12 protein-coding genes and 1 pseudogene are annotated in these 12,087 nt (G+C 52.6%); 4 read left to right on the top strand and 9 right to left on the bottom strand.

What is annotated here, in order from left to right; genetic code table 11:
- Positions 1-40 precede the first annotated feature (40 nt).
- The 5 genes from queC to AC3WWR_RS07585 are packed head-to-tail and all read right to left on the bottom strand — an operon-like array spanning position 41 to position 5,170.
- Positions 41-742, bottom strand: coding sequence for a 7-cyano-7-deazaguanine synthase QueC (gene queC, locus AC3WWR_RS07605; RefSeq protein ID WP_492598596.1), 702 nt, complete (start codon positions 740-742; stop codon positions 41-43).
- Positions 743-769: 27 nt separating this feature from the next.
- Complete coding sequence (gene dbpB, locus AC3WWR_RS07600; RefSeq protein WP_492598595.1) at positions 770-1,825, bottom strand: DGQHR domain-containing protein DpdB; 1,056 nt, start codon at positions 1,823-1,825, stop codon at positions 770-772.
- Positions 1,822-3,120, bottom strand: coding sequence for a tRNA-guanine transglycosylase DpdA (gene dpdA, locus AC3WWR_RS07595; protein ID WP_492598594.1), 1,299 nt, complete (start codon positions 3,118-3,120; stop codon positions 1,822-1,824). The genes dbpB (AC3WWR_RS07600) and dpdA overlap by 4 nt, the downstream gene beginning before the upstream one ends.
- Positions 3,117-4,238, bottom strand: coding sequence for a DGQHR domain-containing protein DpdB (dbpB, locus tag AC3WWR_RS07590; protein WP_492598593.1), 1,122 nt, complete (start codon positions 4,236-4,238; stop codon positions 3,117-3,119). The genes dpdA and dbpB (AC3WWR_RS07590) overlap by 4 nt, the downstream gene beginning before the upstream one ends.
- Positions 4,235-5,170, bottom strand: coding sequence for a hypothetical protein (locus tag AC3WWR_RS07585; RefSeq protein WP_131657995.1), 936 nt, complete (start codon positions 5,168-5,170; stop codon positions 4,235-4,237). Before AC3WWR_RS07585 ends, dbpB (AC3WWR_RS07590) begins: the two co-directional genes overlap by 4 nt.
- Positions 5,171-5,350: 180 nt before the next feature.
- On the opposite strand from AC3WWR_RS07585, the gene dbpB (AC3WWR_RS07580) reads away from it, so the two are divergent.
- The 3 genes from dbpB (AC3WWR_RS07580) to queD are packed head-to-tail and all read left to right on the top strand — an operon-like array spanning position 5,351 to position 7,283.
- The gene (gene dbpB, locus AC3WWR_RS07580; RefSeq protein WP_095974524.1) at positions 5,351-6,406 is read left to right on the top strand and encodes a DGQHR domain-containing protein DpdB; all 1,056 of its coding nucleotides are present in this window, start codon (positions 5,351-5,353) and stop codon (positions 6,404-6,406) included.
- A 32-nt stretch (positions 6,407-6,438) separates the two neighbouring features.
- Positions 6,439-6,876: a hypothetical protein gene (locus tag AC3WWR_RS07575; protein ID WP_033040093.1), complete on the top strand. Its 438-nt coding sequence runs from the start codon at positions 6,439-6,441 to the stop codon at positions 6,874-6,876.
- A 44-nt stretch (positions 6,877-6,920) separates the two neighbouring features.
- Positions 6,921-7,283, top strand: coding sequence for a 6-carboxytetrahydropterin synthase QueD (queD, locus tag AC3WWR_RS07570; RefSeq protein ID WP_169900424.1), 363 nt, complete (start codon positions 6,921-6,923; stop codon positions 7,281-7,283).
- Positions 7,284-7,833: 550 nt separating this feature from the next.
- On the opposite strand, the pseudogene AC3WWR_RS07565 reads toward queD, so the two are convergent.
- The 4 genes and pseudogenes from AC3WWR_RS07565 to AC3WWR_RS07550 all read right to left on the bottom strand — a co-directional run.
- Positions 7,834-8,182, bottom strand: a pseudogene (locus AC3WWR_RS07565) (tyrosine-type recombinase/integrase); the annotation flags it as partial.
- A 472-nt stretch (positions 8,183-8,654) separates the two neighbouring features.
- On the bottom strand, positions 8,655-9,197 hold the full coding sequence (locus AC3WWR_RS07560; protein WP_080725261.1) for a histidine phosphatase family protein: 543 nt from the start codon (positions 9,195-9,197) through the stop codon (positions 8,655-8,657).
- A gap of 17 nt (positions 9,198-9,214) precedes the next feature.
- Positions 9,215-10,258: an SDR family oxidoreductase gene (locus tag AC3WWR_RS07555; RefSeq protein ID WP_020799105.1), complete on the bottom strand. Its 1,044-nt coding sequence runs from the start codon at positions 10,256-10,258 to the stop codon at positions 9,215-9,217.
- 3 nt (positions 10,259-10,261) lie between these two features.
- Positions 10,262-10,681: an ester cyclase gene (locus tag AC3WWR_RS07550; RefSeq protein WP_020799104.1), complete on the bottom strand. Its 420-nt coding sequence runs from the start codon at positions 10,679-10,681 to the stop codon at positions 10,262-10,264.
- 116 nt (positions 10,682-10,797) lie between these two features.
- Between AC3WWR_RS07550 and AC3WWR_RS07545 the strand changes: the two genes are divergently transcribed.
- Positions 10,798-11,703: a LysR family transcriptional regulator gene (locus AC3WWR_RS07545; RefSeq protein WP_020799103.1), complete on the top strand. Its 906-nt coding sequence runs from the start codon at positions 10,798-10,800 to the stop codon at positions 11,701-11,703.
- Positions 11,704-12,087 lie beyond the last annotated feature (384 nt).

Here is a 12,087-nt window from a genome sequence, read left to right as displayed (position 1 = left end):
TAGGTGGCGAATGCACTGATCCGCCACCGCTGAACCATCATCAATCTCGTTCTTGAATGTACTGCTCATATCCAGTTTTGCGCAGTTCGCAAGCTGGGCACGTTCCACACCCGTAGCCCCATTCATGTTTCTGCTGTCGGGTCCCGAGGTAGCAGGTGTGGGACTCTTCTTGGATCAGGCTGACAAAATCTCGATTACCTAGATCATCCGCCAAACGCCAGGTCTGCGCTTTGTTGAGCCACATCAAGGGCGTTTCAATTATCACTGGAACGTCCATCCCGAGGCTCAAGGCCACCTGGGTGGCTTTGAGGGTGTTGTCCCGGCAGTCTGGGTAGCCTGAGTAGTCGGTTTCGCACATTCCCCCGACCAGCACTGTGAGGTCCCGTCGGTAGGCAATCGTGGCTGCGAACGTCAAGAACAGCAGATTTCTCCCGGGAACAAACGTATTGGGAAGTCCATTCTTTTCAAACTCTATGGTTTTCTCAGCGGTCATCGCCGTATCGCTGATCTGGCCGAGTAATTTGAGATCGAGTACGTGGTCCTCGCCGAGTCGCTTGGCCCAGTTCGGAAATCTGTTACGTATCTCCTGCAGGATATTCAGCCGACATTCGAGTTCGATTCGATGTCTTTGACCATAGTCGAAGCCAATGGTCTCGACGTGCTCGTAACGTTCCAGCGCCCAAGCAAGGCAGGTGGTGGAGTCTTGTCCGCCTGAAAATAAAACTAAGGCTTTGTTATGCATGCTGCGATCCTCGGGACTGGGTCTGATTTAGCGCCGTTTCAGTTCTTGCTTGAGTTTTTCGGTCAGATACTTAGTGAGTAATCCGATATCAGTGGGCGTGTTCTGGATACCATTCCAGGGGCGGCGGTCGGTTTCAGAAATGTGCCAGTCGCCACTTGTCCATGCCGTATGAGGTTTCAAAAGATTTAGACCTTTGATAAAGCCTTCCTTGCTGGTTGTGCCTTGATCGGAGTAAAGCAACTCCATAACGAAGCTCAAAGAAACCAGGCCCGCCCCGTGCTTCAAACGTGAATTCCTGGGCGCTAATCCTTCCCATTCCGATTTGAAAACTACACGCACTGCATGGAAGAAGTTATTGATAAGTTCGATGCTGCGCCCCTCAAAGTCATCAAACTTCATGAAGCTACGAATCGCGCCATCATTCGCAGAGTTCATCACGAACTTCTGCATCGCCATGTCGCTTAGTACTCCTCTAGGGTTCGTATGTTGTTTGATTTCGCCAAATAGAGAGGAGTTAGGCAGAAAATTCAACAAATCAATAATGCGAGCTGCAAATTTACGACTGGTGAACCGTTCTGGCAGGCCGTCAACAGTCGGTAAAAGTTCATAGATCAGCGCTTTTGGCAGCGGTCGCGTATTGTTGACGAGCACAAACTGCTGTCGCAGTTCGTTGTAGTCTTTACAAATCAATGCCGATACGAATACTTGGAATCCAGGTTTTTCCATCGTCGCAAGGGCGCTGAGTCGTTGTTGTCCATCGACTACAAAGCCTGGCTTGGATTCGGTAGCATCAATAATGATTTCTACGATACCCTCGCCAAGGTCCTGAATCGTTACCCCATCCAGAAAGGCCAAGATAATTGCGTTAGGAAGCAATGCATCGTCGCGCTGAAGATAGTCACGAATATCTCTGATGTGCGACGCGACTTGATGGCGCTGAAAACCTTTGAGTTGACCTTCTTCATTGCGGCCGACTCTCTCAATTTCAGAAAAATCTAAAATTTCATTTGGAGTGGCCGCAAATGAAAATACATCATGCCCGGAGGCCTGTTGGGCGCGCACACCCTTAAATCGATAGATCATTGTTTCGAAAGTTCCAGAGTTTTCTGAAGATGGCGGTGGTACACGCCTAAGTTATGAAATCCGCGTCTTTTGTTTCGATTGCTGGCTCGAAAGATAATAGTTTCGATGCCCGCTGACTGACAAATCGAACATTGGCATTTTTGCCACGGTTTATCTCTCAGCGTGGGTGAGATTAGTCGGACGTGCTTGGCGATTTCTTTTTCCATTTCTAATGATGACGATATTGAGCCGGAAAGAGTCAGTCGGAGATAGTCTACTAGCACGGCTAAAGTTGAATCAAAGTCGAGCAGGTTTTTATCGTAGTCGCGGATTGCTAGCAACGCTGCTTTTTCTTTGATTTGTAACTCTTCTGCGCTCAGAGTGCCTTTTTTTATTCCTTGCATCAGGCGTGGATTTTCAATCGCCTGAGGAATGCGAATAGCTGTGTAGTAGTCCAGTTTGCTTGTATTGTTGCCCATGTAGTAATTACACTTCGCATCTTTAAATGCGCGTATAAGGGGAGAGGTTGAGTCAAAACTGGTAATGCCATATCCGGTGAATTCATGGATGTTCTCAGCTTTAGCAAAACCCAGCAAATGAATATTTGTCTCGGGCTTAAGGACCGCTCGAAGCTCTTTCAGAACCTCATGGATTTGATCGACTTTCAAAGGTACTAGACCTCCGATCGCCAAGTAGCGATAACCCATGTCTTCGAGTTGTTTTGCTGCGTTCGCCATGCTTTGAGGAGACCAACCCTGCACCGCGCCCAGGGGTTCGAAGGGCCACTCCGCCTCCTTCACTAAACGCAGAAACTCTTGCGCATTTTTGAGCGTGATTTCATACCGAAACAGCACATCCTCCGACTGGCTCAGCGCTGGCGGATTGCTGGAGTCACAGTTGAATATGATGTGGTCCGGCGAGCAGCCATGGGTGAATCCCGCATCCGAGTAGAACTCCACTACTTCGCTTGGGCTATACGCAGGGGTAGGGTGCTCTACATAGGCAAAAGCCCCGCAGTCCCCTAGGACCATCGTATCTTTGAACTGAATGCCATCGAGTCGTAGAAATTTGCGCGCGCCTTCTCTGAGGAAGCGCTGCTGCTCGGAAGTCGAGTACCGAACCTTTGAATTAGCGACGCCATTTGCAGGTCGCACTGCGCTCATCGAGACCAAAAGCCCATCATAAGGGACGGGGGTCATCATTTCGTGCGCATACTGGTCATCCCAGTATCTCTTCCGGCCCGGCGCATTTCGATCGTTGATGAAATCGTAATCCGGGTCTACGTAGTCTTGGGTGTCGGCGTATAAAAATTTCATTGGTGAGCGCTGGTCATATAGAGGCGGATCAAGGTTTCTTGCAGCGCCTTGATATCTTGAGGGGTGCTTTGGATTTCATTCCACTGGACATTAATCATCGGCCACTGGCCTGTTGTCCATGCGCAGTAAGGGGCTACTCTGGCCAGTTCTTGCAGCACGGCTTCGTAGGTTTCGCGCTGACCACCAATTTTGGCGTAGATCCGATCCATAAGCACTCCCATGGCGATGATCCCCGCTGAGTGCATGAGTCGACTGCTCTTGGATTCAAGTGCCCACGCCTCTGGAAACGTATCACGCACTGCTCGCCAGAAGGTCGTCAGTAGGTTGTACATGGACTCAACGTTCGCCGCACCGTCGGTGCTGGAGGTGTAGGGAGCCAACGCCCCCAACGGATTACTGATGCTATTGCGGATCATCGTTATTACAGCGGTGTCAGTGATCACTGCTTTGCTATTTTGCTCGGACGACCGCTTTATGAGTTTGTGGAAAGGGGAGTTGGGATCGCGGCTAAGAAGCCCGCACAACTCAGCTGGTGCCTTGCGAGCACTCAGTTCGCGGGGCAAAAGGATGCTGCCTGTCTCCGGCAGTAGTTCGTTAATCAGTCGTGTGGGCAAGGGTTTGGCCTTGTTGACCAAAATAAATTGCTCGCGCTGGGTGGTCAGGCTGTCGGATACAAAACCGATCACTGGCACAGGAAGATCCGAATTGGCCGCTTTCGCCAACGCCAATGAGCGCTGTTGCCCGTCCACAATCCAGGCAGACCTCATTCCTTCCTCCCTGAGAGGGATCGTCAGCGTACCCGCTTGCGAAAGCCCTGCGTCGCCTGTCGGCTTGCTTCCGCGTGCTGCAACAAAACGAAGGTCAGGCGACAGCGCTAAGATAATTGCATTGGGAAAAAGTACGTTTCCCTGATTGAGGTACTCAGTGATCCCTTTGACATGACTCTTAATTTCGGGGCGCTGAAAACCCTTGAGGGGACTGCTGTCTTCGCGCGACAGGCGGCTGATGTCGGCAATTCGGACCAGGTCAGATCCCCTGATGAATAATGCATACACATCAAGGTTGTCGCCTTGCGTGGTGCGCAGTGCACGCACCACAATCGCATCTTCGCTCGTCATGCTTTGCTCTCTATGCTGTCTTGACCTTTGATGTCCTGCCAGATCCTCCGAAAGCGCGATTGCTCGCACGACACCAGGGCGTCGTCCCTTAAGTAGCGTAACAATCGGGTGGAACTGCCTTGGTAGTCAGCCCACACACACTCAAGCATGTAGGCAATTTCACTGTCCGATGCGCGCCGCCGGATGGTCGTTTTTGCTAGGGATAAAAGATCCATTGCCGCGCTGACGCTCTTTCGAGCGATCTCAGCAGGAGCACTCGACAGTTCAAGAATCTCAATGAAATGACGCAGGGCTCTCTGAGGGAAATCGTTGCGAGTGCCTGGTAGTGTTGAGGTTTCAAGGCGTTCGTCATAAGGCATCGCGATGCGTCGTAAATGGCTGGGAAGCATCTCGATGCCTGGGCGCGAAGTGAATATTCTGAGCTTGTCGATCTGCGTGTCCCTGATTTTTCCAAGGTCTTCGCCTATCAACTGGACATAGTTTGAAGAGAGGGCAATGAGCACCAAGCCGACGTCGGGTTGGCTGACGAGGTGCGCTAGGGCGCTTCCCTTTGATTGGGTGACATTCACGGCTTCCCACCAATCTGATGCACACACACCCAACTTTTCGAGACGTGGGATGATAGAATTCGGATCCTGAGCCACCGTCAGGTTGTACGGTGGACATCTCTGATCGCCTTCAATCAACCCTAAGCCGGTCGACGCAAACATTAGCTTCGCGTCCAACTTCGTTGCTACGCGCCTCGCGTCAGAAACGCTTCTGCCCACGTAAAGTGAAGATGCCATCAGAGTGGTGGGACGTTCGTCTATTTGCCCCTTCCACGCCTTTGCCATGGCTGCAATCGATGAATAACACTCGTCGTTCAGCACCACCGGCGGCAGGCCGTCGAGACGTTTTCGATTGGTGCAGTTGGTGATGATGACGGTTCTCATGGGAAAACTGTAGGCCTGTTTTGACGGGTGTTGCATTTATCTGAGGCTGACAATTTACCATTTAATAACTGTACGGGCCAATGCGCTTAGGCTAGTTTTTATGCGGAAGGGTTGGTATAAGAGCCTCAATACTGCTGTTACCCCTCTTTCTGGGGGCCGTTCGATGAAGGAAGAGACTCATTGCTTAAGTTCAGCGCAATCAAGGCGTTACAGAGCCCAACCCACCAAGTGGTATCGTTTGCGGCTACCGTTGAGCAGATTTTGGCGATCGCTAGCATCGACCGAGTCAAGCGTGATGATCGTGGCGCCCTTCATGGCTTTCAGCGGCCACAGGTGTCCAAGCACATACGAGAGATCCGCGACTACCTCTCCCGTCCCGATGCGGTAATGCCCAATGCTGTGGTGTTAGCGTTTACCAGTGGAGTCCGGGTGGTGGAAGGAAATGGCGCCTATGCAGAAATTGAGGTGGATATTTCATCCGGCCCTCCTGGGTTCGTTGTGGATGGTCAGCAGCGCCTATCTGCGTTAGCTGGGCTCGAGGGGAGTTCGTTCCAACTACTGGTGTCTGCTCTTGTGTGTGAAAATCAGGAAGAGCTTCGCCGGCAATTCATTCTCGTCAACAACACCAGTCCATTACCGAAGTCGCTGGTATATGAACTGCTCCCGTCTGTCAGCGGCCTTCCATTCAGAATGACTTCCCGCGCCCGCGCAGCCCGCATCGTGGAAATGCTGAATTATGACGATCGATCTTCTTTGCAAGGACAGATTAAGCAGCATACCAACCCCTCAGGGGTCATCGGTGATACGTCGCTCCAGAAACTGGTAATGAATTCCCTATCTGACGGTTACTGTCGGGAGGTGATTGAGTTGTCGGGAGGTGAGGATCGGTGTTTCTTGGCCATCAGTGAGTTTTTCCAGGCGGTCCAAGAGGTGTTTGGAAATGCTTGGCATGGTCACACCCCTAAAAGCTCTCGTCTCGTCCATAGCGCGGGGATTATTTCCATGGGGTTCGTCATGGAGCAGTTGTGTGCTACAGGAGCGCCACTGGCCCCAGTATTCAAGTTAGGCCTTAGAAAGCTACAAGGATATACAGCTTGGACGCTCGATTCGGGAGAATGGTCCTTTAAAACAGGCAACCGGCCATGGAATGGAGTTCAGAATTTACATGGTGATATTCATCTGTTGACTGATCATTTGACCAGGGTGGTTCGAAGTTCGGAACTCGTACCTAGCTAACTGGTACTGATTACTAATATTTAGGAGGCATTATGACTACTTTGGTTTCCTCGGATCTGTCTCCAGCCCTGGCCAGTGACGCCAGTGTAAAAGAGTTCTCTGAAGTCATTCTTCATCTCTCCATGGCTTTTCAGGAGGCATTGAGGAGGCTCGCAGGGCAGGACGAAGCTTTCCCTTCGGAAGGGTATGGCATGCTGACTGAAGCCTACGGTTTGCGGACGCGTGCGAATATTCTCTACCTGACGCCATCTACCCATGTGGTGCAGGCATTAAATTTTTCCCAAACCGATTTGCTGGGGAAGTTCGAGGAAATATTGAATTTTCTGGGTGATGTAACCGACTTGCACACTGTTAACTCAATTTTGGTTTCCGTGATTACCATTGCATCAGCGCTGGGTCAGGGGCGAGCCAAAGTTGTTGAGTTTTTGTTTGAAACGTTATGCGCCGATCTTGAGTCTTGGGAAGTTTAGTCTAGCTGTTTTGTTTTTTGTCGCTTGAGATACGGGAGGGATCAGTGGAGATTTTTAAAGAGTTCGTTTTTGAGGCCGCTCATCGACTGCCCAATGTTCCAGAAGGACACAAATGTGGGCGTCTGCATGGCCATTCCTTTCGTATTGCAATTTATATTGATGGCCCTGTTGATAGAACGTCGGGTTGGGTCAGGGATTTTTCCGAGATAAAGGAGATATTCGCGCCTCTGTATGAACGCTTGGATCACAACTATCTTAATGAAATTCCCGGACTGGAAAATCCTACGAGCGAGGTTTTAGCCGTTTGGGTTTGGCAGGAACTAAAGCCATTGCTTCCAGAGCTATCCGCAATACGTATTCACGAGACATGTACAAGTGGATGTATTTATAGAGGGCCGGAGGTATAACCACTCTCGTGTAAGAAAAGCAGAACTATGCGCAGTGTGTAGTTCACTGGATAGGTCTAGCCTTTAATTGTCGAGTTTGGTGGTTGATTTTTTGTCTAGCTCGGCCCTGTGGGGAGGTGGAAATGGTCAAGAACTCAAGTGCGTGGCGCAGTTACGTATAGGGCTCTTAGCCGTTGGCTTTGGCAGTCTCGAACAAGCGTGCTGGCGATCTGGGTCGATCAGGCGGCGGATTTCGGGAGTTCTCAGGGATCAAGCCCGTCAACAGACACTGAGTAGATACGGAAAATGGCTGCTTCACGAGCAACTCACCGTAAAGCCGCATATTTTGCTGGCTTAGCAGTTATTACTAAGGGATTAGAAATCCCCCGCTCGTAAGGGCGTGCCGGTTCGATTCCGGCTTCGGGCACCATATATTTCAAGGGTTTGCGAGCGGAAGCTAAGCAAGCCCTTGTTCGTTTCTGGTCCGCAATTATTGGATTGGTCCGCAATTCACTTTGTTGGCGAGACTCGTCATTACGACGATCGTATGTCCAAGTTGATCCCTAGCCTACAAAATATCGCCGCTTGATTCGGCTTTGTCCGTACCGGCTTTAGCGTGCAAGTCGCGCATTTGTAACGCGGACTTTTCGACCCCGGCCGCTTCCCTGGCCAAGTCAAATCTCCCCCGTAGCACCGCTACCGACATTGGTGTGCCATCCTCTAACGATCAACCGCGTTGAGCGGACCTTGTGTTCTGACTTCCGGGACATGATTCGATCAATCAAAACCCTTAGCTCGCCAGTGATTTCAATTCGCCGCTTTGCGTTTGTATTGCCCTGCAGCACCCATATCTGACCTTCGCGAACGTCTCGCTCATCCAACAATCGAGTGTCGGTAACCCGCTGGCCAGTCAAATAGGCCTGTTTCCGTTTGCACTGCTGCATCATTGGGGTGTGATCTTGTGCTGGGATTTCGCCGGCAGGGCGGCTGAGATGGCTGGCCAATTCTTGGGCCAATTTATCGGGGAAGGGCTCAGGAATGCGGGCAACCGTTGTGGTTTGGCCCTTGAATTCAAAGGCCGATTCCCCGAATTCACCCGCCTAGACGTCATAATTAAATGTCGCGTCTACCTACGCGGAGCGCTGCGGTCGACCTTTAGCAGACTCAGAGTAAGGGGTGGCCGTTTGCGGACGTCCCAGTGGAACGGAACGAGTGATTTGAACCGATTATGAGGAGATTCACCTTCCTTAAAATGAAGAGCCCCTCCTGTTTCAGCTTTTCGCAGGCCAAGTACCACTACATTCGCATGCCATTGCAACCATACAAATTTCAGCCTGGTCAGTTTTGAAGGAGGGAGGGCACCGATCTCTATAAAGCAAAAACTCTCACCTCTTAAACACCGCCATTTTGATACACCGTCGCACTCCAATATTGGCTGCCGTTACGTTTTTGGCGAGTCCATCCATCTGCCTCCAGTTGTCTGGCGATCATTCGATTCATAAAGCCATGACCGAGCAGCAGAACCGGTCCTTCGCTGGCAAGGGACTGAAGTCGTTGAGCTGCCGTGCGGGCACGCATCCTCGCAATGCCGACGGATTCGACTCTGCGTGAGTAACCACACAACCATAAGACTCGAAGGATAAATGCCCAGGTAAACGGCGATAGCCGTGGCAGTTTCCAGTGACCATAAGGCAGTGGCGCTTCACGGAATAGCGCGTCGACGAAGGCGGGCTTCAGGCCGAGAGCCTGGACGGAAGTCAGCGCACGAGGCGCGTTGCTCGAGACAATCACCGTGGCGATTGCGGCGAGTTGCTTGCTGGCATCCGGGACGGGTTGGTCGGTAATTTCGGATCGGTCGTATTGTTCGATCCAGTCTTTCATATCGAGCGCTGACATTTTGTCGGTTGCGTCCAGCTTTGGCTGGCCGTGACGCATCAGGATTATTTTTCTGCTCACTGTCTGTTTACGTCCTTGTCCTGGTGTTTATCAAACCAACCGTGATCACGGTACCACGCCACGGTGTCGGTGATTGTTTGCTCCAGCGCCCGGAAACTTAGGTCAAGCTCTCGTTCACTCTTGCCGTGGTTGAAACAGGTGCGGTCCTTTTCTCGTACCAACAGGCGCAACGTGGCCATGCTCAGCAGAATGGGCTTGCCGGTAATACGCGCGTAGATCTCTTGCACAACTGCCAAGGTGTACAGAAAGGGCAGCGGCAGTTGTCGAACGGGTGTCTTGACGCCTGCGATACGCCCAAGAACGGGCACCAGCTCTCGCATGGTCATATGCCGACCCGCCGCGAGATAGCACTCGCCTCGCCGTCCATGTCTGGCGGCGGCAATCTGCGCCAATGCCACATCGCGGGCATCGACAACGGAGAAACTACCAGGGATCAGTCCGGGCAATTTACCGCGTACGACATCGTTGACCAACTGTCCCGAGGAGGTCGGGCCAATGTCGGCAGGACCCCACATCCAGCCAGGCAGGACCATGCAGGCATGCATCTCGGGATGGACTTCCAGGAACGACAGGACGATACGGTCGGCGAGGATCTTGCTGCGGTAATAGTCATCCGCATCGGCGTCGGCCCGCAGACAGGTTTCATCAATTGACGTGCCGGGAGCGCCGTCGAGCACGGCAATGGAAGACGTATGGATGAACCGTCGTATACCAGCGCGGTAGGCCTGACCAAGCAGGTTCCGTGTACCGGACACATTAATCTTTTCGAGTTCTTCCCAGTGGCTGCCGCCCTTGTAGTTGTCGCGAAAGAACGCTGCGGTGTGGAACACCGTATCGCAGCCTTGCAGCGACACTGCGAACGCGTCGACATCGGCCATGTCACCCACCACCAGTTCCACACCCGGCAAATGCTTGAACTGTTGTTCACCTTTGGCTCTTGAACGGACCAGGGCTTTGACCACGCAGCCACGAGCGACCAATTCGCGCACCAGGTTGTTGCCCAACAAGCCGGTCGCGCCAGTGACGAATGTGTTATGCATGTGTCAACCCTCACTCTGATCGGCTAACGGCATCAACACCGCACTGTCGAAGAAGGCCTCTTCACGTATGGCCAACCCGTCTCTGAAGGTGAAGTGTGCGGCGTAGTACGCGGCAATGTGGCGTCCATGGGGTGGAATCACCCGGTCCGACAGCACTAATGGTGCAGTGAAGGTGCCGGTCAGGAGGGCGGTCAGTGCCAAACGATCGTCAGTGACGATAAAAGGGCTCAAGGTCACCTTGGCATCGGGGAACGCTTCGATTAATGCGCGCTCTCGCTTGTGCATGGTTTCGCGACCGGTTTGTATCCCCATACCATCGAAGTAGACGAAGTCTTCGGAAACCAGCGCAAGCATCGACTCCAGATCTCGGCGATTAAAGGCGCTGGCGGCGCGTTCCGCATAGTCGTTGGGGCCAGTAGTCATACAGTCCATTCCATTCTTTTCGAGGGGGTGTAGATATACCGTTGACGCCTCTGCCGAAAAACAGCGACTGCTGCATAATGGATTTGCAAATTTGCGGATCAGGGAAGATATGAAGCATGGCTTTGCAAGCAAATTGGGACGATCTTCGCCTGCTGTTGGCAGTCTCGCGACGTGGCAGCTTTCTTCAGGCCGGCCAATTGCTGGGGGTCGCTGCGTCTACTGTGGCGCGACGGCTGACCCAACTTGAAGGCGCACTTGGCGAGCCACTCGTCGAGCGGGGAGTTGAAGGATGCAGGTTGACCCCGCGAGGCCAATCCCTCGTGGACGTTGCCCTGGCTGCAGAAGCGGGCTTGAGGCGTCAAACCGTTACGGGCATGTCCGAGTTACACACAGAGCTGTCTGGCAGTGTCGTGGTCAGTGCAGGAGAGGGGTTCTCGTCTTGCGTGCTGGAGGCCGCGAGTCGCTTCACCACTCTGCATCCGCGATGCTCGGTGGAGTTGCTGGTAACAGCCGACTTTCACAAGATCGTCCGCGGCGTCGCAGACATTGCTGTACGCACGACTCATCTGGGCGAACCGTCGCTGATTTATCGCTCCATAGGCAGGCTCGCTTACGGTGTCTTCGCCGATGCAGGTTATCTGAAGCGGTTTCCAGGGCTGACTCCGGCCACTGCGGTCAATATTGGCTTGCTTCCTCCGCTGGACATGTTGCCGCAAATGCGGGTGGCAAAGGCCGCGGGGTTGGACCGCACGCAGATCACCGTGAGCTCGTTCGCGGTTCAGCTCGAATCGGTGAGGCGAGGTATGGGCGTGGCGGTGCTGCCCCGTATTCTGGCGAAGGATCTGATCGGGTTGTTCCCGGATCTCCAACTTCCAGATATGGAGGTCTATCTGGTGACCCGGCCGCAGGCATTGAAACAGGCTCACATCAAATGTTTTTTTGTCATCCTGGAGCAGGTGCTGCTTGAAGCCCTTTCCATGGAAAGTGTCGAAGGTTACCTCTTGGAGAGCGCTCCGAAATGAGCGCATAAGGCCGCATGCAGGTTGTACGGTAATGGTGGGAAACAATCGGATCTGCAGTCTCAACCTTTGTCTGGCGAGAAAAGAGGAGGACTGTTTTTGGCCGATTTCTGCCCCTCACTGAGGAGTTGAGTCGGTTTGGTTTAACGCAAAGTTTTCAGCATCGAGCCATAGACCTGCCAGAGGCAACGAAGTGGCAGTACGGTTCATCGACGTACCTACTTCGGGGCGTCGAACATTCAAAGGCTTCTTACCTTAGGTCTAAACTGATTTTTACCCGGCTGATGGAGGGATGTAGATCAGGGAGGGGGGGGCTTGCTTTGGAAAAGCCGATAAGGTGTCCAGCGGCCACTGAGCCTTTTCTCCACATTGATTAGAGTGATTTCG

The sequence above is a fragment of the Pseudomonas sp. EB271-G4-1 genome, from assembly GCF_058791355.1.
Note: the sequence above shows the minus strand (reverse complement) of the source record. Positions and strands in the feature narration are given on the sequence as shown.

Excerpts from the sequence above, each read along its gene's own strand:
- AC3WWR_RS07575 (WP_033040093.1), top strand. The coding sequence starts at position 6,439 with ATGACTACTTTGGTTTCCTCGGATCTGTCTCCAGCCCTGGCCAGTGAC.
- dbpB (WP_492598593.1), bottom strand. The coding sequence starts at position 4,238 with ATGACGAGCGAAGATGCGATTGTGGTGCGTGCACTGCGCACCACGCAA.
- queC (WP_492598596.1), bottom strand. The coding sequence starts at position 742 with ATGCATAACAAAGCCTTAGTTTTATTTTCAGGCGGACAAGACTCCACC.
- AC3WWR_RS07545 (WP_020799103.1), top strand. The coding sequence starts at position 10,798 with ATGGCTTTGCAAGCAAATTGGGACGATCTTCGCCTGCTGTTGGCAGTC.
- dbpB (WP_492598595.1), bottom strand. The coding sequence starts at position 1,825 with ATGATCTATCGATTTAAGGGTGTGCGCGCCCAACAGGCCTCCGGGCAT.
- dpdA (WP_492598594.1), bottom strand. The coding sequence starts at position 3,120 with ATGAAATTTTTATACGCCGACACCCAAGACTACGTAGACCCGGATTAC.
- AC3WWR_RS07555 (WP_020799105.1), bottom strand. The coding sequence starts at position 10,258 with ATGCATAACACATTCGTCACTGGCGCGACCGGCTTGTTGGGCAACAAC.
- AC3WWR_RS07585 (WP_131657995.1), bottom strand. The coding sequence starts at position 5,170 with ATGAGAACCGTCATCATCACCAACTGCACCAATCGAAAACGTCTCGAC.
- AC3WWR_RS07550 (WP_020799104.1), bottom strand. The coding sequence starts at position 10,681 with ATGACTACTGGCCCCAACGACTATGCGGAACGCGCCGCCAGCGCCTTT.
- AC3WWR_RS07560 (WP_080725261.1), bottom strand. The coding sequence starts at position 9,197 with ATGCGTCACGGCCAGCCAAAGCTGGACGCAACCGACAAAATGTCAGCG.